19 protein-coding genes are annotated in these 18,679 nt (G+C 51.3%); 11 read left to right on the top strand and 8 right to left on the bottom strand.

All coding sequences use genetic code 11. The annotated features are described in order from the left end of the window. Positions 1-116: 116 nt before the first annotated feature. From IMY23_RS19065 to IMY23_RS19050, 4 genes are all read right to left on the bottom strand, one after another. Positions 117-869 (bottom strand): SDR family NAD(P)-dependent oxidoreductase, encoded by a 753-nt coding sequence (locus tag IMY23_RS19065; RefSeq protein ID WP_192823606.1) that lies wholly within the window; start codon positions 867-869, stop codon positions 117-119. Between the two features lie 7 nt (positions 870-876). Next, positions 877-1,623 carry a porin family protein gene (locus tag IMY23_RS19060; RefSeq protein ID WP_192823605.1) on the bottom strand — a complete coding sequence of 249 codons (747 nt, stop codon included), beginning with the start codon at positions 1,621-1,623 and terminating at the stop codon, positions 877-879. Beyond that, a complete protein-coding gene (gene ubiE / locus IMY23_RS19055; protein WP_192823604.1) occupies positions 1,572-2,294 on the bottom strand; it encodes a bifunctional demethylmenaquinone methyltransferase/2-methoxy-6-polyprenyl-1,4-benzoquinol methylase UbiE in 723 nt (240 codons plus the stop codon). The genes IMY23_RS19060 and ubiE overlap by 52 nt, the downstream gene beginning before the upstream one ends. A 172-nt stretch (positions 2,295-2,466) precedes the next feature. Beyond that, the gene (locus IMY23_RS19050) at positions 2,467-4,407 is read right to left on the bottom strand and encodes an OmpA family protein (RefSeq protein WP_225986556.1); all 1,941 of its coding nucleotides are present in this window, start codon (positions 4,405-4,407) and stop codon (positions 2,467-2,469) included. 393 nt (positions 4,408-4,800) lie between these two features. On the opposite strand from IMY23_RS19050, the gene yihA reads away from it, so the two are divergent. The 3 genes from yihA to IMY23_RS19035 are packed head-to-tail and all read left to right on the top strand — an operon-like array spanning position 4,801 to position 6,378. After that, positions 4,801-5,424, top strand: coding sequence for a ribosome biogenesis GTP-binding protein YihA/YsxC (gene yihA, locus IMY23_RS19045; RefSeq protein WP_192823603.1), 624 nt, complete (start codon positions 4,801-4,803; stop codon positions 5,422-5,424). Between the two features lie 26 nt (positions 5,425-5,450). Continuing rightward, entirely contained in the window at positions 5,451-5,840 is a 390-nt protein-coding gene (locus IMY23_RS19040) for an energy transducer TonB (protein WP_192823602.1), read from the top strand. Between the two features lie 25 nt (positions 5,841-5,865). Then, entirely contained in the window at positions 5,866-6,378 is a 513-nt protein-coding gene (locus tag IMY23_RS19035) for a DUF5606 domain-containing protein (protein WP_192823601.1), read from the top strand. A 127-nt stretch (positions 6,379-6,505) separates the two neighbouring features. On the opposite strand, the gene fbp is transcribed toward IMY23_RS19035, so the two are convergent. Then, positions 6,506-7,534 (bottom strand): class 1 fructose-bisphosphatase, encoded by a 1,029-nt coding sequence (gene fbp, locus IMY23_RS19030; protein ID WP_192823600.1) that lies wholly within the window; start codon positions 7,532-7,534, stop codon positions 6,506-6,508. 104 nt (positions 7,535-7,638) lie between these two features. Between fbp and IMY23_RS19025 the strand changes: the two genes are divergently transcribed. The 6 genes from IMY23_RS19025 to IMY23_RS19000 all read left to right on the top strand — a co-directional run bounded on the left by IMY23_RS19025 (position 7,639) and on the right by IMY23_RS19000 (position 14,212). Next, on the top strand, positions 7,639-8,919 hold the full coding sequence (locus IMY23_RS19025; RefSeq protein ID WP_192823599.1) for an aspartate kinase: 1,281 nt from the start codon (positions 7,639-7,641) through the stop codon (positions 8,917-8,919). Positions 8,920-8,963: 44 nt separating this feature from the next. Beyond that, on the top strand, positions 8,964-9,737 hold the full coding sequence (locus IMY23_RS19020; RefSeq protein ID WP_192823598.1) for an enoyl-CoA hydratase-related protein: 774 nt from the start codon (positions 8,964-8,966) through the stop codon (positions 9,735-9,737). Positions 9,738-10,173: 436 nt separating this feature from the next. Further along, positions 10,174-10,803, top strand: coding sequence for a peroxiredoxin (locus tag IMY23_RS19015; RefSeq protein WP_192823597.1), 630 nt, complete (start codon positions 10,174-10,176; stop codon positions 10,801-10,803). Positions 10,804-11,068: 265 nt separating this feature from the next. Further along, the gene (locus IMY23_RS19010) at positions 11,069-12,334 is read left to right on the top strand and encodes a 3-deoxy-D-manno-octulosonic acid transferase (protein WP_192823596.1); all 1,266 of its coding nucleotides are present in this window, start codon (positions 11,069-11,071) and stop codon (positions 12,332-12,334) included. Beyond that, a complete protein-coding gene (rsgA, locus tag IMY23_RS19005) occupies positions 12,331-13,254 on the top strand; it encodes a ribosome small subunit-dependent GTPase A (protein WP_192823595.1) in 924 nt (307 codons plus the stop codon). Before IMY23_RS19010 ends, rsgA begins: the two co-directional genes overlap by 4 nt. 499 nt (positions 13,255-13,753) lie before the next feature. Further along, positions 13,754-14,212 (top strand): peptidylprolyl isomerase, encoded by a 459-nt coding sequence (locus IMY23_RS19000; RefSeq protein ID WP_192823594.1) that lies wholly within the window; start codon positions 13,754-13,756, stop codon positions 14,210-14,212. A gap of 336 nt (positions 14,213-14,548) precedes the next feature. Here the strand turns inward: IMY23_RS19000 and IMY23_RS18995 are convergent, their stop codons facing one another. Continuing rightward, positions 14,549-16,087, bottom strand: a complete 1,539-nt coding sequence (locus tag IMY23_RS18995; protein ID WP_192823593.1) for a sigma 54-interacting transcriptional regulator — start codon at positions 16,085-16,087, stop codon at positions 14,549-14,551. A 5-nt stretch (positions 16,088-16,092) separates the two neighbouring features. Here IMY23_RS18995 and IMY23_RS18990 point away from each other — a divergent pair, with 5 nt between their 5' ends. Then, positions 16,093-16,380, top strand: a complete 288-nt coding sequence (locus IMY23_RS18990; protein ID WP_192823592.1) for a hypothetical protein — start codon at positions 16,093-16,095, stop codon at positions 16,378-16,380. Between the two features lie 250 nt (positions 16,381-16,630). Here the strand turns inward: IMY23_RS18990 and IMY23_RS18985 are convergent, their stop codons facing one another. Beyond that, positions 16,631-17,731, bottom strand: coding sequence for a VWA domain-containing protein (locus IMY23_RS18985; protein WP_192823591.1), 1,101 nt, complete (start codon positions 17,729-17,731; stop codon positions 16,631-16,633). 140 nt (positions 17,732-17,871) lie between these two features. On the opposite strand from IMY23_RS18985, the gene IMY23_RS18980 reads away from it, so the two are divergent. Further along, positions 17,872-18,156, top strand: coding sequence for a DUF427 domain-containing protein (locus tag IMY23_RS18980; protein WP_192823590.1), 285 nt, complete (start codon positions 17,872-17,874; stop codon positions 18,154-18,156). A 200-nt stretch (positions 18,157-18,356) separates the two neighbouring features. Here IMY23_RS18980 and IMY23_RS18975 read toward each other — a convergent pair whose 3' ends face one another. Continuing rightward, positions 18,357-18,608, bottom strand: a complete 252-nt coding sequence (locus IMY23_RS18975; protein ID WP_192823589.1) for a hypothetical protein — start codon at positions 18,606-18,608, stop codon at positions 18,357-18,359. Positions 18,609-18,679 lie beyond the last annotated feature (71 nt).

Raw genomic sequence — 18,679 nt, 5'->3', positions numbered from 1 at the left:
TTTTACTGAAGTAGGGTTTTCCGTTTTCAGGCTCATTTCTGAAAATGAGCCCGAAAACGGAAAATCCCGGCGGCACGTGACAGCACCAGCGGGATTTCCAGGTATTTCTATTAGACTTACTGCTTATTTATAATGGTGGCCGAGGCTTGGGCGGCGGGGAGAATTAGGACTTCGGCTATGTTCACGTGCTTGGGCCGGGTGACCATGAACACCAGAAGGTCGGCTATGTCTTCGGCCCGTAGCGGCTCAAAGCCTTTGTACACGTTGGCGGCACGCTCTGTGTCGCCTTTGAAACGAACCTCAGAAAACTCAGTCTCCACGGCGCCGGGGTTTATTTCAGACACTTTCACACCCTCGTGTACCAGGTCAATGCGCATGGCTTTGGAGAGCGCGTCTATGGCAAATTTACTGGCGCAGTATACGTTGCCGTTGGCGTAGGCCTCTTTGCCGGCAATGGACCCAATATTGATCACGTGGCCGCTTTTGCGCTCCACCATCACGGGCAGCACCTCGCGGGTCACGTACAGCAAACCTTTTACGTTAATGTCCAGCATGGCGTCCCAGTCGGCTATATCTCCGGTTTGAATGGGTGAAAGGCCGTGCGCGTTGCCGGCGTTGTTGATGAGCACGTCAATGGTTTTCCAAGCGGCGGGCAGGCTGGCAATGGCGGCTTGCACGGCGGCGTGGTCACGCACGTCAAAGGCCAGGGGCAGCACTTGGTCTGGGCCAAACTGGTCAACCAGTTCCTGCAGGCGCTCGGTGCGTCGTCCGGCGGCAATGATCTTGAAACCCTGTTGCGCCAGGGCCACGGCGGCGGCCCGCCCAATGCCCGAAGAGGCTCCGGTCACTAATGCAATTTTCTTGGGCATGGACTGCTTATTCAAAGTTAAGGTACAAAGTGATGGTGTTGGTGGTGAGGCTCTTGATGCTGTTGTTGTACACAGAATCATAGGGCTTGTGCACATTGGTGATGCCGCGGGCGTAGCGCAGTTCTGGGGAGAATTTGAAGAACGGGTAGAACATGTCCAGCCCCACGCCATACTCAATGGTGAAATCAGCGGTGCCCACCTGCAAGACCTCGGGGTTGCCTTTTTTCTGGCCGCCCACCACTACAGACGGTTTCACGCCCGCAATAAAATACATCTGTGAATTTTTCCGCCGCAGCGATTCATACTTCACCAGCAAGGGCACTTCTATGTTAAAGGTGTTGAGTTCCTGCAAAACAGTCTTGTCCTCGCCGGTGCCATCTACCATGCCCTTGTATTCCACGGTGCGGCCATAATAGCCCACGCCGGGCTGCAGGCGTATCTGAAAATCCTGAGAAAGCCGGTAGGTGGCAATAAAGTTCACGTTGAAGCCCGGGGCCACTTTGTCATTCACAGAATAACCGCCAGCGCCCAGTTGGTCTACGTAGGTCTGTGAATGCTGCAGTTGGTACCAAGACGCGTTCATGCCCAGAGAGAAACCCCACCTAATCTTGCGGTATTCATAGCCGGGCAGGTTTTCGCCCAGAATCTTCTGGGCCTGCGCCTGCTGGGGTGCCTGGGCCAAGGCCACGCACAGGAAAGCGATTATTTTAAACCGGTGTAAATGGAGCTGATGCCAAACGTGAGTGAGTGCCATTCTGTGTTTTTAAAACCTACTTTCTTGAAAATCGCCAAAAAATCTGGACCGTCTGGAAACGCCTGCACAGATTCTGGCAGGTACGTGTAGGCGGCGTTGTCTTTGGAGATCAATTTCCCGAAAACCGGCAATATGTGTTTGAAATAAAAATTATACCCCTGTTTCATGGGGAACGTCTGCGGTTTGGAGAATTCCAGCACCACGGCCTTGCCACCCGGTTTCAAGACCCTGAACATCTCAGAAAGGCCTTTCTCCAGGTTCTCAAAGTTGCGCACGCCAAAAGCCACAGTAATGGCGTCAAAGTGGTTGTCTGGGTACTGAATGTTCTCAGAATCTCCTAAGTACAGTTGAATGACGTTCTCCAGGCCTTTCTTCTGAATTTTCTCGCGGCCCACGGCCAGCATGCCCTCAGAGATGTCAATGCCCACAATCTGCCGGGGTTTCAGGCGCATGGTCTCCAGCGCGAAGTCTCCCGTACCGGTGGCAATGTCCAGAATGACCTGAGGGTTGTGTTTCTCCAGCAGTTTGACCGCCCGCTTGCGCCAGTAAATGTCCACGCCGGCGCTCAGGAAATGGTTCAGGAAGTCATAGCGTTTGGCTATGCTGTTGAACATGTTGGCCACCTGGGTTTTCTTTCCTTCGTCCTGGTCTTTATACGGTACTACTGACATGTACGGGTCTTGGTTATGAAGGGCAAAGCTACTATGCTTTAACTATATTTCCTGCAATATGTTGTACAACCAGCCCTATGAAAACACGCAGCCCCGACCAAAATTGGCCGGGGCTGCGTGTTCTTGGCGTTTTTGGCCTCATTTCTGAAAACGAAGCCGAAAACGGAATTGCTTATTGCTCGTTGCCTCTGATCACGTTGAACTCAGTGCGGCGGTTCAGCTGCATGTTCTCCGGCGAGTCATTTGGGGCAGCCGGTCTGCGCTCACCGTAGCTTACGGTAATCATGCGGTTGCTAGGAATACCGGCTTTGATCAGGTAGTTATAGGCGGCCATGGCTCTGTTCTCACCCAACAAGATGTTGTAAGAATCTGAGGCACGTGCGTCACAGTGACCGTCAATAGAGATACGCAGGCTTGGGTTGGCTTTCAACACGTTCACCAGGTTGTCTAGTTCTGAGATAGACTCTGGCCGCAGGTTGTACCTGTCTGTGTCAAAGTAAATGCGCTTGAACGCATAAGACTGTGCGCCAATGCCGGTAGTTCCGCCAAAGTCAATGTAGAAATCTTTCTCCACCACGGTGGTGTCATTGGTGGAAAGCGGAACCTCAAATTGCTCAGTGGCCAGGTTTTTCCCGTCTTTGCTCAAGGTCACCTGGTAAGGTCTGGCAGATAAAACGGTCACCTGGTAATTGCCTAGGTCTGGTTTGGTCACGTCTCTGTATTCCAGCGGCGTGTTGTTACCGGCTTTTCCGGTGAACACCAATTCAACTCCAGGTATAATGGTGCTGTCACGCAGGCTGTACACATGGCCCCGCACAATGGCGCTCTTGATGTAGTTGATGGTGTAGATGTCCTTCTCGCCGTAACCACCCATGCGGTAAGACGAAAGGTACGCCAAACGGCCATCGGCGCTCAGGCGGTAATAGGTGTCATCATCTGGGGTGTTGATGGGGTACCCTACGTTCACAGGGCGGCTCCAGCGGCGGGCCACGGTGTCAAACTTTATGGTGAAGATGTCATACCCGCCCATGGTGCTGTGGCCACGTGAGCTGAAATACATGGTCAAACCATCTGGCGTGAAATACGGGCTGTCTTCATCATACTGCGTGTTCACACCGTTCCCGAAGTTCTTAGGCGCTCCCCACTCGCCGTTGGGCTGGCGCTTGGCATAGTAGATATCCAGGTCACCGTTCTCAGAGCGGCTGTTGGTGGAGAAATACATGGTGTTGCCGTCTGCGGTGATGAAGGCGTCACTTTCAAAGTCACGGGTGTTGATGTTGGCGTTCAGCTTTACTGGCGGAGACCAGTCCCCGCCTGAGCGGTCGGCTACAAAAAGGTCACCGTTCTGGTCCTGGCGGTACATCAATAACTTGTTGTCATTGTCAAACAACTGAATAGAGGCATCATGGCCGGTACCGTTCAAACGGCCGCTCAGGGAGCGTGGCGTTTCCCAGGTTTCCGGACCTAAACGGCGGGATTCAAAGATATCTTCATAGTACTCACCGTCTACGGCTTCTTTGCCACCGGTCACGTTCTGCGCCCGGGAGGTGAACAACAGGTATGAGTCATCTTTGGAGATCACGGGGCTGTGCTCAGAGAAAGCGGTGTTGATCACTGGCCCCAGGTTCTTCACGAACACGTCTTTGGGGTTGGCTACTTCTTTCTTGGCGTTACGGGCATGCTGAATTAACAACGCGGCCTGCTCTTTGCCTTCCACGTCACGCTTGCCCAGGCCTTTCTGGTAATTGGTGCCATGCTGAATGGCGCGGTCAAACTCATAGTTCACCAGGTCCACGCGGCCCAGCCAGTAGAGAATGTCGTCTTCTACCTTCGGTTTAAGTTTATAGGCTTTGTAGATGTACTCGCTGGCTTTCTCCTTGTCAAACGCAATCAAGCTGATACCAGCCCGGTACAGGGCTTTGGCGTTGTCTGGATCGCGCTCCAGGGCGCGCTCATAGTAGGGCAGCGCAGTTCTGAAGTTGGCCATGTTGAACAACTTGTCGCCACTCCGCACCAATTTGCGCGTGCTCTGGGCCATGGCGGTGGAGGCCATGAAGCAAAGCATTAACAAAAATAGGAATGATTTAAATAACCGCTTGTCTAAGTGATCCATAGGTAAAAGTTTAAATAAGGCAATGTTGTGTTCTTCCAAAAGCAAAGACGCAGATGGGCAGTGGGGTTTGCTTCCCGGCCGCCTACAGACTGCGCGCGCGCAAGAGAAGTACAATGATATTCAAAATTTCAGATATTTTGTTTCTAAAGACAGAATTACTTGTCATTTTCTTGCATACGTAAAAACCGCGCTTCCGGTCTTAGGCTTGGCACCTGGGCGGCTGGTTACGCGTTCTTTCGCCATACGATACTGCAAAAACCTTTAAATGGTTGTTGAAAAAGAGCACAAACCCAAGTTTTAGGGCTGCGTAGGCATACGGCAACGCCAATGCGCATTAATTTGGTACCTTTGTGCGTTCCCGTTTGGGCGGGCCAGTATTTACAGCAGTGACGTATGGTAATCAAAGAGGCAAAATTCATTAGTAGCAACACCCGCGCAGAGCAGTGCCCGCAGACAGAACTGCCGGAGTACGCATTCATCGGTCGGTCTAACGTGGGCAAGTCATCGTTGATCAACATGCTCACCAACCGGCTCAAGCTGGCCAAGACGTCTTCGTTCCCCGGCAAGACCCAGCTCATCAACCACTTCCTCATCAATGACACCTGGTACCTGGTAGATTTACCGGGCTACGGCTGGGCCAAAGTGAGCAAAGACTCCCGAGAGGACTGGCGCAAGATGATCAAGTACTACCTGCAGCACCGCAACAACCTGGCCTGCGTATTTGTATTGATAGACTCCCGCCTGCCCCCGCAGAAGCCAGATTTGGAATTTATGGAGCAGCTTGGAACCATGGGCATCCCTTTTGTGCTTATCTTCACAAAGATAGACAAGCAGTCCAGCGTAAAGACAGACGCCAACATTGCCTTCTTTATGAAATCTTTGGAGGACACCTGGGAAGAGATGCCCCGGTACATGAAAAGCTCCTCGGTGTCAAAAGACGGGCGTGATGAGATTCTGGCCTTTATTGAAGACGTGAACAAGCGTTACAAAGACATGCTGAAATCTGAGAAACAGTAAGTATTTTAGCCTTTAATTACCCAACCATGAACGTAAAACACACCCTCATCGCCCTGTTGGTTTCTGCCTCTACCATGGCCGTGGCTTCTTCGTTTACCCCTCCTGCAACACCGGCAGCGGTGGCTCAGGCCGGTAAGCTGCCCGTGGCCGTGCATTACCCCGGCGGACAGGACTCTTTGGTGGCACACCTTAACCGCAGCATACAGTACCCGGCCATGGCCAAGCGCAACCGCGTAATGGGCCAGTGCATTGTGGGCTTTGTGCTGAACGAAGACGGCTCCATCTCCAACCTAAAACTTCTGAAGGAAGTGGGCGGCGGACTGGGCCAGGAAGCGCTGCGCGTGGTACAACTGCTTAAATTCAACGCGCCCGGCTACAGCCAGCAATACAGCGTTCCCGTTAACTTTAAACTATAACCTACCTTAACCAACCTTTTCTTTTATGCCATTTGACCTGAAAGAGATTGCCTCCATTTCCGGCATGCCCGGCCTGTACAAGATCATTGCCCCAACCCGCAATGGCATCATTGTAGAAAGCCTGGCCGAAAAACCGGTGCGCAGCGTGGCCCAGGCCCGCAACCGGGTTTCCATTCTGCAGGAGATCTCCATGTACACCAATGACGCGGAGGCCACCGTGCCCTTAGCTGATATCTTTGACAGAATCAAGGAGAAATACGGCACCAACCTACCGGTGAACGCCAAGTCCAGCACGCAGGAACTTTCAGACTTTATGGAATCTGTGCTGCCAGACTATGACCAGGAGCGGGTGTATGCCTCAGACATGAAAAAACTGGTGCAGTGGTACCAGGCGGTAAGCCAGTTCCTTCCCTATGCAGAGGAAAAAGCAACCGACGCGCCTGCTCCTGAGGCGGCCCCGGCGGAAACAACTTCTGCAGAAGATTCTGACAACCAGGAAGACGTAAAAGAAAAGAAAGCCGCCAAGAAAAAAGCCTAACGGTATTCTTTATAAAACAGGAAAGCCCTTGCCAATAGCAAGGGCTTTCCTGTTTTAACATGGTTTTGATTTTCCGTTTTCGGGCTCATTTCTGGAAATGAGCCCGAAAACAGAAAATTTTAAAGTATTACGCCACAGGCGTTCTTTCTCTTACTTCGCGGGCTACCAGCAAAGATTCTACTTCTTCCACCATCTCTGTGGAGCCAATGTAGAACGGGCAGCGCTGGTGCAACTCAAACGGCTCAATGTCCAGAATGCGGCGCATGCCGTCTGAGGCTTTGCCCCCGGCCTGCTCCACTAGAAAGGCCAAGGCGTTGCACTCATACAACAGACGCAATTTGCCTAGCGGCGATTTCTGGGTGTTAGGGTACAAATAGATACCGCCTTTCAATAGATTCCGGTGGAAGTCTGCCACCAAAGAACCAATGTAACGGGCAGAGTAGTTGCGCACGCGGCACAGCTCCACGTATTTCTTCACGCCTTCGGGGAAGTGGTTGTACCCGCCTTCATTGACAGAGTAAATCTCGCCTTTGGCAGGAATGGTGATGTTGGGGTGTGACAAGAAGAATTCACCCAGAGAAGTTTCATAAGTGAAACCGTTCACGCCGTTGCCCGTGGTGTACACCAGCATGGTGCTGGAACCATAGATGATATACCCGGCGGCTACCTGCTCGGTCCCTTTCTGGAAACAGTCGGCCAGGGTGCCGTCTCCGCCCATTTCAGACACGCGGCGGTAAATGGAGAAAATAGTGCCGATAGACACGTTCACGTCAATGTTAGAGGAACCATCCAACGGGTCAATGGCCACAATGTAGCGGCCTTTCTGGTTGCCGGTCTGTATAATCTCCTCTTCTTCCTCAGAAATAATGGCACACACCTCGCCGCCGTTGCGCAGGGCGCGTATGAACCGGATGTTGGCTACCACGTCCAGCTTCTGCTGGTCCTCGCCCTGCACGTTCTGTTTGCCGTACGCGCCGCCAATATCTGTTAAACCTGCGTGGTTAATGGCGCGGTTCACTATTTTTGCCGCTAGGGCTATGTCACGAAGCAATTGGGAAAGCTCACCGGTGGCAAACGGGAAATCTTCCTGCTTCCGCATGATGAACCTGTCAAGGGTAGTACCCACCGGAAGTGCCAGATTTTCTTTGATAGTCATATGGTTGAGTAGTAATGTGAACGAATAGGCAATTACAAATTTACTAATTTAGACGAAAATCTTGCCAGCCAAATTGACAAAGTATCAAATAATAACTTTTAAGAATGTTAGTTTACAAATTTGGGGGCGCCTCTGTGAAAGACGCCGGTGCGTTCCGGAACATAGCCAGGCTGCTTTCTGCCTTGCCACAAACGGGGCAATTGGTAGTGGTGGTGTCTGCTATGGGCAAGACCACCAATGCGTTAGAAGAAATGTATCAACAGGCCTTCAGGCAGCAGGATTTTTCTGAGGGCTGGCAGCGCTGCCGGCAGTACCATCTGGGCATTGTGCAGGCGCTGTTTCCAGATAAAGGTGCCTCTGTCTACGGAATAATAGAAAATCAGTTTCAGGCCCTGCAACAATTACTGGAGCGCGTTGAACCTCAGGAATTTGACTTCCAGTATGACCAGATCATCAGCGTGGGCGAACTGCTCTCCAGCCAGATTCTGCACCATTTCCTGCACCAGCAGGGCCTGGCCACCCACTGGCTGGACTGCCGCACCTGCCTGCGCACCAATGCCACCTGGCGCGAGGCCCAGGTAAACTGGACCCAGACCGAAACCTTGATTCAGGAAACACTACCGTCGTTGCTGAAAAATAATATAGTAGTGACCCAAGGCTTTATTGGCGGCACTGGCCAAGGCCACACCACCACGCTGGGCCGCGAAGGCTCTGATTTCAGCGCCGCTATTTTTGCCTATTGCCTTTCTGCGGAAAGCATGACCATCTGGAAAGACGTGCCCGGCCTGCTCAACGCCGACCCCAAACTGTTCCCCACCACTATCTGTTACGAAGAAATTGCTTACCAGGAAGCCATTGAGATGGCCTATTACGGAGCGTCTGTGATTCACCCCAAGACGGTGGCACCGCTGGCCAAGAAAGGGATTCCGCTGTATGTAAAATCGTTTTTGAATCCGCAGGAGGCGGGTACGGTCATAAAAAACTGCCGGCATGACCGCATTGCGCCCGCGTTTATTGTGAAGCAGAACCAGTGCCTGCTGTCATTCCATTCCAAAGATTACGGCTTTGTGACCGAGCAGAACCTGAGCACCATTTTTCAGGCATTGAGCGAACATCGTTTGAAAATAAACGTCATGCAGAATTCGGCCATCTCCTTTTCTGTGTGTACAGATTATGACGCCGCCCGTGTGCAGGCTTTAGTTGAAAACTTGCAACCCGAGTTCCAGATTCTCTACAACCAACCCTTGCACCTGTACACCGTCAAGAATTATGACCAGGCCAGCTTAGACGCTATCTCAGAAGGCAAGGAAATTCTGCTGGAGCAGCGCAGCCGCCAAACGTACCAACTGGTCTGCCGCCCGGCCCCTTTGCCGTCTGAGTCCTGATTTTTATCTACTTTTAACCTTCATCCACAACCCGTATTTTACCCATGGAATATATTCTGGTCACCGAACAAGCCCGTCCGCACGTGGCGCTCATCCAACTCAACCGCCCCAAGGAACTCAACGCGCTCAACCTGCAACTCATGGGCGAGCTGCGCGATGCCCTCAAAGACCTGGACGACAATGACAACGTGCGCGCCATTGTGCTCACCGGTAATGAGCGCGCCTTTGCCGCCGGCGCTGATATTAAGCAGATGGCCGGAAAAACCGCCATTGACATGCTCACCATTGACCAGTTCAGCACCTGGGACCAGATCAAGAAAACCAAGAAACCCATTATTGCAGCCGTGAGTGGTTTTGCCCTGGGCGGCGGCTGCGAGCTGGCCATGACCTGTGACATGATCATCGCGTCAGAAACCGCGCAGTTCGGGCAGCCCGAAATAAAGATTGGCGTAATGCCCGGCGCCGGCGGAACCCAACGTTTGACCAAAGCCCTGGGCAAAGCCAAAGCCATGGAGATGGTGCTCACCGGCAAGTTCATCTCCGCGCAAGAAGCAGACCGCCACGGCCTCATCAACCGCGTGGTGCCCGTAGAGCTTTATTTAGAGGAAGCCTTTAAACTGGCCACTGAGATCGCGCAATTGTCGCCGGTGGCGGTGAAGTTGGCCAAGGAATCTGTGAACCGCAGCTTTGAAACCCACCTGGACGAAGGCCTCCATTTTGAGCGCAAAAACTTCTACCTCACCTTCGCCTCAGAAGACCAGACCGAAGGCATGAACGCCTTTGTAGAGAAACGCAAAGCCAATTTTACCGGGAAGTGATTTCCTGTTTTGGGGCTCATTTCTGGAAATGAGCCCCAAAACAGGAAAGTTAAACCAAACTTCTACTACAAATCCGTTCGTTTCCAATTAGAAAAGCCCAGTCCCTTCTCCCTCTGGGAGAAGGTTAGGATGAGGGTCAATTTTTTTTTTTAAAAGTGAATAGCTTTTACTATGAAATTACTCCCTCACCCTAGCCCTCTCCCAGAGGGAGAGGGGATTCCTTGGCCTCCGTTTTAGGCTCCATTTCCAGAAATGAGCCCGAAAACAGAAATTTTCAAACCAGACAAAGCCCGCAGCCGGTAACCTTTTGCACACTGCCATGTTTAGGTGGTGGGTTGCAGCTTACAGCTTGGGGTTGTACCTTTGCACCCGCAAACGGGACGGTCCTTTCGGCTGACACCCATACAGTTTAACTTACAATTTAACACATAGCAACATGGCAGTTTTAGTTGGCAAAAAAGCACCGTCGTTTAAAGCGACCGCCGTAGTAGACGGTGAATTTGTAGAAGATTTCTCTTTGGACCAGTACGTAGGCAAGCAGCACGTGCTGTTCTATTTCTACCCCATGGACTTCACATTTGTGTGCCCTACGGAGATCATTGCGTTCCAAGACCGCATGGAAGATTTCAAGCGCAAGAACGTGGCCGTGGTAGGCTGCTCCGTTGACACGCATTTCTCACACTGGGCCTGGTTGAACACCCCGCGTGACAAAGGCGGCATTGAAGGCGTGGCGTACCCGCTGGTAGCTGATGCCACCAAAACCATCGCCAAGAACTTTGATGTGCTGGCCGGTGACTATGACTATAACGAAGAAGGCGAACTGGTATTCATTGGCGAGCCCGTGGCGTACCGTGGCCTGTTCCTGATTGACAAAGCCGGTATTGTGCGCCACCAAGTGGTGAATGACATGCCCCTGGGCCGTAGCATTGACGAAGCCCTGCGCATGATTGACGCCCTCCAGTATTTTGAGGAGAAAGGCGAAGTTTGCCCTGCCAACTGGGAAGAAGGCAAAGAAGGCATGCAAGCCACCCATGAAGGTGTTTCTAACTACCTGGCCTCACACTAAGCCACCCGTTTAGGATAATTTTACAGAAGAAGCCTCTGCCAACGCAGAGGCTTCTTTCATTTCATGCTAATTTAAAGCTACTTTGCATTGAAAATCAGGACATAAGGCATTCATAATTTTATTACAGCACACGCATACTAGACAAGTAGTATACCAGCCAAAACCGCTAACCAGACAGTAAAAACAAAACAACTGTAGTATCTTTGCAGAGACAATGCTAGAAATGCGGCACGGTGGCTAGAACAGATAAAATAGAAGGAAAGAAATGTCAAAGATTTTATACGAAGTAGGGATAAGCGCATACAAATGGGGTGTCCGGCTGGCCTCGCCGTTCCATGACAAGGCCGCCAAATTCATTAAAGGCCGCGAGAACGTCTTCCAGGAAATGGAAACCCAGCTGGCCACCAACACCGCCCCCCTGGTCTGGTTCCATTGCGCCAGCCTGGGCGAGTTTGAGCAAGGCCGCCCGTTGATAGAAGGGTTCAGGGTCAAATTTCCGCAGTTTAAAATCCTGCTCACGTTTTTCTCGCCCAGCGGCTACGAGGTGCGCAAAAACTATTCCGGCGCAGACTTCATCTTTTACCTTCCCCTGGACACCGAGGCAAACGCCAGCCGGTTTGTGAAACTAGTCAAGCCCAAGATGGCCATTTTTGTAAAGTATGAATTCTGGCACCACTATACCAAGGCGCTCCGTAAACGCGGTATTCCGTTGATTTCTATTTCGGCCATCTTTAGGAAAAACCAGATATACTTCAGAAAACAAGGCGCTTTTTACCGAAGAATCTTGGAGCGTTTCTCGCACATCTACACCCAGAACCAGGAATCTGCTCAACTGCTGGCCAGCCTGAACTTCACCAAGGTGAGCAACGCCGGTGACACCCGCGCCGACCGTGTGCTGCAGACCGCCAAGACCGCAGTGCCCATTGCGTTGGCCGCCGCGTTCAAAGCAAATGCCCCCGTAATGGTGATTGGCAGCAGCTGGCCCGAGGACATGAAGATTCTATTGCCGTTCATGCAAAAGCACCTGCCCACGCTCAAGTTCATTCTGGCCCCGCATGAAATCAAAGAGAAAGACCTGCGCGAGGTGGAGACCCAGTTCCCCGGCCAGACGGCCAGGTTCTCGCAGGCTGCAGAAGATACCGTGGCCGCCAAACGCATTCTGTTGATTGATAACATTGGCATACTCTCGCAACTCTACCAGTACGCCGACTACGCCTACGTGGGCGGCGCCTTCGGCAAAGGGTTGCACAACACCCTGGAACCAGCCGCGTTTGGCCCTGCCCTGTTCTTTGGCCCCAAGTATGACAAGTTCCAGGAAGCCGTGGATTTGATTGGGTTGGGTGTGGCGTTCCCGGTGCGTGCCTTCAAGGAGCTGGACAAAATTTTCACCGCTTTGCACCAAGACCCCGCCAAGCGCGCCCACATCAAACAAGCCGCCCAAACCTACATTGAAAAACAGGCCGGTGCCACCCACCGCATTCTCACGGCATTGGAATATTGGCTACCTTCGGGCAGTAAGAAGAACGCATGATTGGAACCGTCATAAAGTCAACCGGCTCTTGGTATTTGGTGCGCGCCCACGCTGACGGGCTGCTGTACAAGTGCCGCCTGCGCGGGAAATTCAAGATTAAAGGCCTGAAAGTAAGCAACCCGCTGGCCGTAGGCGATGAAGTGACCATGGAACTGGAAGGCGGTGCCCAACAAGCCGTCATCACCGAGATTGCCACGCGCCGCAACTACATCATCAGAAAATCCACGCACAAGGCGCACCACGCGCACATTGTGGCCTCCAATTTAGATATTGCTTTTCTGGTGGTCACGCTGGTCTCGCCTAGAACGTCCTTCGGGTTTATTGACCGTTTTCTGGTGACCGCTGAAGCGTACAGCATTCCGGCGGTGCTGCTCTTCAACAAGATTGATTTGTATGACGAGGAAGCCATGGCCTACCTGCAGCAGGTGGTGCAACTGTACGAGCAGATTGGCTACCAATGCCTCACCTGCTCGGCACACACCGGCGAAGGCCTGGAACCCATCCGGGAAATGCTGCAGGGCAAGACTTCACTCTTTTCGGGCCACTCTGGCGTAGGCAAAAGCACCCTGGTCAACGCGCTGGTGCCAGATCTGGACATTAAAACCTCTGAGATTTCGGCGTTCTCAGACAAAGGCGTACACACTACCACCTTTGCCGAGATGTTTGAAGTGGGCCAGGACACCTACCTGATTGACACGCCGGGCATCAAAGAACTGGGCGTGGTGGAGATGAAAAAAGAGGAAATCAGCCACTACTACCCAGAGATGCGCGCCCGTCTGAACAAGTGCAAATACAACAACTGCGTGCACCTCAATGAACCCGGCTGCGCCGTGCAGGAAGCCGTGAAAAAAGGCAAAATCGCCCTTCCCCGCTATGAAAGCTACCTCAGCCTGCTTCAGGACGATGACTCACACCGGTAGAAATGAGTCCTGAGTCCTGAGTCTTTAGTTTTCACGCACTTCGTCCCCTATTGAAGGGGGTTGGGATGATATGTTTCGCTGATTCAATCGTTATTTTAAATGTAGGGGCGTATTGCATACGCCCTTTGCGTTAACAGCCGTATTGGCTTTTGCCACCATAGAAAACCGGCCAGACTCACAACCATCATTTACCAGGAATGCGTGAGGGCGTATGCAATACGCCCCTACATGATCAGAAATGCGGTGCTCAGGAGGCGATGTCCCTAATCCTATCAAAGGGCGACGAATTGTGTAAGCCAAACCACTATAGGTAACCTAAACCTTCGGCAAGTTTCCGTTTTCGGGCTCCATTCTTGAAACGGGGCCGAAAACGGATGGAGGCGGCAGAGTAAGACGAACAAAGCAAATTTACGTACCTTTGCAAAGACATGGAGGAGGCGCATTTGGCGTCATCCTTCAAATAGCATATTAGCAAATTCACCCATTAGCACCTTTACTTATGACTACTGCTGAAATCCACACCGCCAAAGGCGTAATGAAAGTTGAATTCTACGACCAAGACGCGCCTAACACGGTGGCCAACTTCACCAAACTGGCCAAAGAAGGCTTTTATGACGGTCTTTCGTTTCACCGCGTATTGCCAGACTTCGTGATACAGGGCGGTTGCCCTAACTCCCGCGAAGGCGCGAAAGGGATGGCCGGCACCGGCGGACCGGGCTACAAAATTGACTGCGAAGTAACCGGCGGCAACCAGTACCACGACCGTGGCGTGCTGTCTATGGCGCATGCGGGCCGCAACACCGGCGGTTCTCAGTTCTTCATCTGCCACAGCCGCAACAACACCGCACACCTGGACCGCAACCACACCTGCTTCGGGAAAGTAGTGGAAGGCCTGGACGTGATTGACCAAATCAAAGCCAACGACCGTATTGAGAAAATTGTAGTGAACGAAGCGTAATTGAATTGTTGATTGTCAAGTGTTGATAGTTCTTTTTGAGCGATTGAAAAATCAGCAATGAACCATAAAAACGCCGAAGTGCAGTGCTGCGCTTCGGCGTTTTTGTTTTTAGAGCAGTGAAGATGAACCTACCCCTCCCAGGAGGGGAATTGCAATGCGTGTTTAATAATTCAGAAAACTACTCGTGCAGGTACTCCCCTCCTTGGAGGGGTAGGGGTGGGTTCAATTATCCAAGAAAAAATATGCCATACTTAAACAGCAACGCCGATGAGCATATCTGCGCTTCGGCGTTTTTGTTTTTGGCCCCGTTTCTGGAATTGAGCCCGAAAACGGGAGTTAGCGGTTGTCGTCTTCCTCGTCTTCGTCTTCTTCTTCCAGGTTGAATCCGCCGCCCGAGAACATGCTGCTCAACAGGTCTTTGAACTGCAGGCCAGCCGCTAGGCGGTTGCGGGAGATCAAGCTGTATTCGGCCAGGCCGTGGAGGCAGAATTCCATGAAGAACAGGTGCTCGGCTTCGTCTTTGGCTTTGGGCTGGAAATGGGTCACAATTTCTGACAAATCTGGCACTGCGTTCAGCGCGGCTTTGTATTCGTCATCAGACGCATCATTGAGCAAGTCAAGCGTATGACCGTCTGAGAACCAGGCCGTCACTTTGTTGTAGGGGTTCTTGTCTTTCTGCTTTTTGAACTTGTCGGGGTCAGGGAAATAGTTCAGGAATTGCGTTCTGAGCGCCTTGCCCATCAACCGGTACGCCACGCCGCCGGCTCCCTCCTGCTCGCCTTCATACACCAATTCCACCTTGCCGGTGACCGCTGGTACCGCCGCCAGAAAATCTGCCACGCGCACGTGGGTCTTCGCTTCGCCGTTCACCAGCGCCCGGCGCTCGGCGGCACTGATCACGTTTTCAAACGCTGAGATGGTCAAGCGGGCAGAGACACCGCTTTTGGCATCTACGTACTCACTTTCGCGGGCTTCAAAGGCAATTTGTTCCACCAAATCATGGATGAGTTCATGGCCTTGCACGCGCTCGTTCTGGGCAGTGGTAATACGCGCTTCCTGCTTGGTGATGCGCTTACCAATTTCCAGGGTTTTGGGGTAATGGGTGATAATCTGGGAGTCAATGCGGTCTTTGAGTGGCGTCACAATAGAACCCCGGTTGGTGTAATCCTCTGGGTTTGCCGTGAACACAAACTGGATGTCCAGCGGTAATCTAATCTTGAAACCTCTGATCTGAATATCGCCTTCCTGCAAGATGTTGAACAGAGAAACTTGAATACGCGCCTGCAAATCTGGTAATTCATTGATCACAAAGATGCCGCGGTGCGCCCTCGGGATCAGCCCGAAATGGATCACGCGTTCATCTGAGTACGGCAATTTCAATGTAGCGGCTTTGATAGGGTCTGCGTCACCAATTAAATCAGCCACAGACACGTCTGGCGTGGCGAGTTTTTCGGTGTAGCGTTCGTCGCGGTGCAGCCAGGAAATAGCAGTGTCATCGCCGTGCTGGGCTACCTGGTCTTTCGCGAAGCGGGACAAGGGCTGCAGCGGGTCATCGTTGAGTTCTGAACTAGCCACTACGGGAATGTATTCGTCCAGGAGTTGCACCAACAGACGCGCAATTCTGGTTTTGGCCTGGCCGCGCAGGCCCAAGAGGTTGATGTGGTGACGGCTCAAAATAGCGCGTTGCAAGTCTGGAATCACGGTTTCCTCGTAGCCGTAGATGCCGGGGAAGACTTCCTGGCCGCTGCTCAGTTTCTGGATGAGGTTGGCACGCAGTTCTTCTTTCACGCTGCGCGGCTCGTAGCCGGCGGCTTTCAGTTGGCCGAGGGTCTTGATCTTTTGCAGCTGGGCCGCAGGTATTTCTGTATAACGCATGTTTCTTGGTTGCTGGTGAGTACTGGTTAGGTGTTGCTCCGTTTTTGGCTTCGTTTCTGAAAATGAGCCCGAAAACGGAAATTTTAGTTAGATTTATTTTTTCAATTCTACTGTTGATGAAAATCTACAATATTGTTAATGCCTTGGCCATTGTCATGCTGGTGGTAGGTACGGGTCTGCGAATTTTTCATGTGATAGATAAAAACGTTTTCTATCTGTTAATAGGGATTGTGATTGCCTTGAGTTTTTTGTCTAGTTATTTACGCAAACGCTCTATGCCGCCACAAGATTAAATTCCGTTTTTGGCCTCGTTTCTGGAAATGAAGCCGAAAACGGAAGCCGCACCCCCGGCCCCTCTCCCGTTGAGAGGGGAGTTTAATGCCGTAGAATTCTGCTTGTGTAAACATCCCCCTTCGCCCCCTTCAAAGGGGGAATCTGCGTTGAAGTCACGTTAATTGCTCAATTCTCACATCTTCACATTTGCAAATCTCCACATCTTCCAATTAAAGAAATAGCACATCAGTACATTTCCCAAGTAGCACATTACATCCGTTTCTTGCGGCCTCGGCCGTAGTCTCTGAACACCAAATCGCCTAAGCCTTGCAGACCGCTGTAGTAGGCTTGGCCGTTGTTGACTTGAGTGAATTCTTCTACAAACTGCTGCAGGTACGGGTCTGAGGCAATCATGAAGGTGGTGATGGGAATGTTCAGGCGGCGGCATTGCGCGGCCAGATTCAGCGTTTTGTTCACTACTTTCCTGTCTAGCCCGAAGCTGTTTTTGTAGTACCGCAGTCCTTCTTTCAGGCAGGTGGGTTTGCCGTCGGTGATCATGAAGATTTGCTTGTTGCTGGTTTTTCTTCGGCGCAGCAAATCCATAGCCAGTTCCAGGCCGGCGACCGTGTTAGTGTGGTACGGGCCCACCATCAGGTACGGTAAGTCTTTGACGGTTATTTGCCATGCGTCATTTCCGAACACGATGATGTCCAGGTTGTCTTTGGGATATTTCTGCTTCACCAGTTCGGCGAGGGCCATGGCTACTTTCTTGGCGGGCGTAATGCGGTCTTCGCCGTAGAGAATCATGGAGTGTGAAATGTCAATCATCAGCACCGTGCTGGTCTGGGTCTTGTGCTCACGTTCGGTGATTTCAAGGTCATTTTCTGTGAGGAAAAAATCATCTGAGATGCCGTGGGCAATCTGCGCGTTCCTGATGGACTCGGTGAGTTCAATCTGCTCAGGCGCGTCTCCGAACCGGAACTCACGGCGGTCAGCGGTGGGCTCGTCGCCGATGCCGGTTTTGGGCGTGGTGTGGTTCCCGCGTCCTCCGCGTTTTAGCTTCCCGAAGATTTCCTCCAGCGCGCTTTTCCTGATTTTCTGCTCGCCTTTGGCTTGTAGGTTGAATTTTCCGTCAGGGCCTTTGTCATCAATGTAGCCTTGTTTCTTGAGGTCTTCAAAGAAGTCGCCCAGGCCGTAAGAGTCATCGGTGAGGTTGTATTTCTTGTCCAGCTCACTCATCCAGGACATGGTTTCGGCCACATCACCGGCGGTGAGCGTGATTAATTGCAGGAAAATCTGGAGCAGCGGCTCAAAGCCCTTCTGGGTGGTTTCCTCTGGAACGTATTGGGTGAATCTATATCCGGCAGCCATATTCTACACTTATCTTTCTAAACACTTCTTACTAACAACGCAAAAGCATGAATGTTCTTACGAAAGTAAACCTTCTGCCGCCGGTATAGTAAAACATATCATTAGCGTTCTATCTTTTTCTTACTAAAATACTACTAAATATGCGTGCCATTTGGAAAAATACGATTCTGGCAGAGAGCGACAGCACGGTGGAACTGGAGGGGAATCACTACTTTCCGGCCGATACCCTGAACTGGGACTACTTCAAGCCCAGCGACCGCCACTCTACCTGCCCCTGGAAGGGCGAGGCAAATTACTACAACATTCAGATTGGGAACTTCGAGAACAAAGACGCCGCCTGGACCTACCCGCAAGCCAAAGAGAAAGCCAAACCCATTGAAGGCTACGTGGCTTTCTGGAAAGGCGTGCAGGTGGTAAATGTGTGATGTAAAGATTTTGAGGTGAGTAAATGTGGAGATGCCTAGCTAGAAATGGCTGGGCGTTTTTGTGCCCGTTTTGGGAAATGAGGCTAGAAACGGGAGTAAAATACTTTTTAAATTTTCAGATTGGAGTCTTCTGCAGGGCGATTTCAAAAAGCTGGGCAACCTAAACTAAGGGAATTTTTCATTTATAATTTATCAACTATTCAGTCAGTAGAATTATTGTTATAGTACATTAATGGCAAACAAATAATGGCTAACTGTTGTAAAAGTCTTCTATAATCAATAAATTCTATCCTGTCAAATGATAAAAGTGCATAAGCTTTAAAGGGGTCATAATTATATAACCCTACATAGCCTAATGTTGTATCGCTCTTAAGATGAGACATATCATATGGAACTAAAATAACTGAAAGTATTAATCCAATAACACTGACTGTTTTTAAAAACTTTTCCATTCTATTTCTATGATAAATTGAAATTACAATACTACTTCCACATTTAACTAAGAACCTGTTTAGTAAAAGAA

Source organism: Rufibacter sp. LB8 (assembly GCF_014876185.1).
In the GTDB taxonomy this organism is placed as follows: domain Bacteria; phylum Bacteroidota; class Bacteroidia; order Cytophagales; family Hymenobacteraceae; genus Nibribacter.
Note: the sequence above shows the minus strand (reverse complement) of the source record. Positions and strands in the feature narration are given on the sequence as shown.

Coding starts and splice junctions, on each gene's coding strand:
- ubiE (WP_192823604.1), bottom strand. CDS start 2,294: ATGTCAGTAGTACCGTATAAAGACCAGGACGAAGGAAAGAAAACCCAG.
- IMY23_RS18985 (WP_192823591.1), bottom strand. CDS start 17,731: ATGGCTGCCGGATATAGATTCACCCAATACGTTCCAGAGGAAACCACC.
- IMY23_RS19040 (WP_192823602.1), top strand. CDS start 5,451: ATGAACGTAAAACACACCCTCATCGCCCTGTTGGTTTCTGCCTCTACC.
- fbp (WP_192823600.1), bottom strand. CDS start 7,534: ATGACTATCAAAGAAAATCTGGCACTTCCGGTGGGTACTACCCTTGAC.
- IMY23_RS19065 (WP_192823606.1), bottom strand. CDS start 869: ATGCCCAAGAAAATTGCATTAGTGACCGGAGCCTCTTCGGGCATTGGG.
- IMY23_RS19060 (WP_192823605.1), bottom strand. CDS start 1,623: ATGGCACTCACTCACGTTTGGCATCAGCTCCATTTACACCGGTTTAAA.
- yihA (WP_192823603.1), top strand. CDS start 4,801: ATGGTAATCAAAGAGGCAAAATTCATTAGTAGCAACACCCGCGCAGAG.
- IMY23_RS19015 (WP_192823597.1), top strand. CDS start 10,174: ATGGCAGTTTTAGTTGGCAAAAAAGCACCGTCGTTTAAAGCGACCGCC.
- IMY23_RS18995 (WP_192823593.1), bottom strand. CDS start 16,087: ATGCGTTATACAGAAATACCTGCGGCCCAGCTGCAAAAGATCAAGACC.
- IMY23_RS18980 (WP_192823590.1), top strand. CDS start 17,872: ATGCGTGCCATTTGGAAAAATACGATTCTGGCAGAGAGCGACAGCACG.
- IMY23_RS18975 (WP_192823589.1), bottom strand. CDS start 18,608: ATGGAAAAGTTTTTAAAAACAGTCAGTGTTATTGGATTAATACTTTCA.
- IMY23_RS19020 (WP_192823598.1), top strand. CDS start 8,964: ATGGAATATATTCTGGTCACCGAACAAGCCCGTCCGCACGTGGCGCTC.
- rsgA (WP_192823595.1), top strand. CDS start 12,331: ATGATTGGAACCGTCATAAAGTCAACCGGCTCTTGGTATTTGGTGCGC.
- IMY23_RS19010 (WP_192823596.1), top strand. CDS start 11,069: ATGTCAAAGATTTTATACGAAGTAGGGATAAGCGCATACAAATGGGGT.
- IMY23_RS19050 (WP_225986556.1), bottom strand. CDS start 4,407: ATGGATCACTTAGACAAGCGGTTATTTAAATCATTCCTATTTTTGTTA.
- IMY23_RS19025 (WP_192823599.1), top strand. CDS start 7,639: ATGTTAGTTTACAAATTTGGGGGCGCCTCTGTGAAAGACGCCGGTGCG.
- IMY23_RS19000 (WP_192823594.1), top strand. CDS start 13,754: ATGACTACTGCTGAAATCCACACCGCCAAAGGCGTAATGAAAGTTGAA.
- IMY23_RS19035 (WP_192823601.1), top strand. CDS start 5,866: ATGCCATTTGACCTGAAAGAGATTGCCTCCATTTCCGGCATGCCCGGC.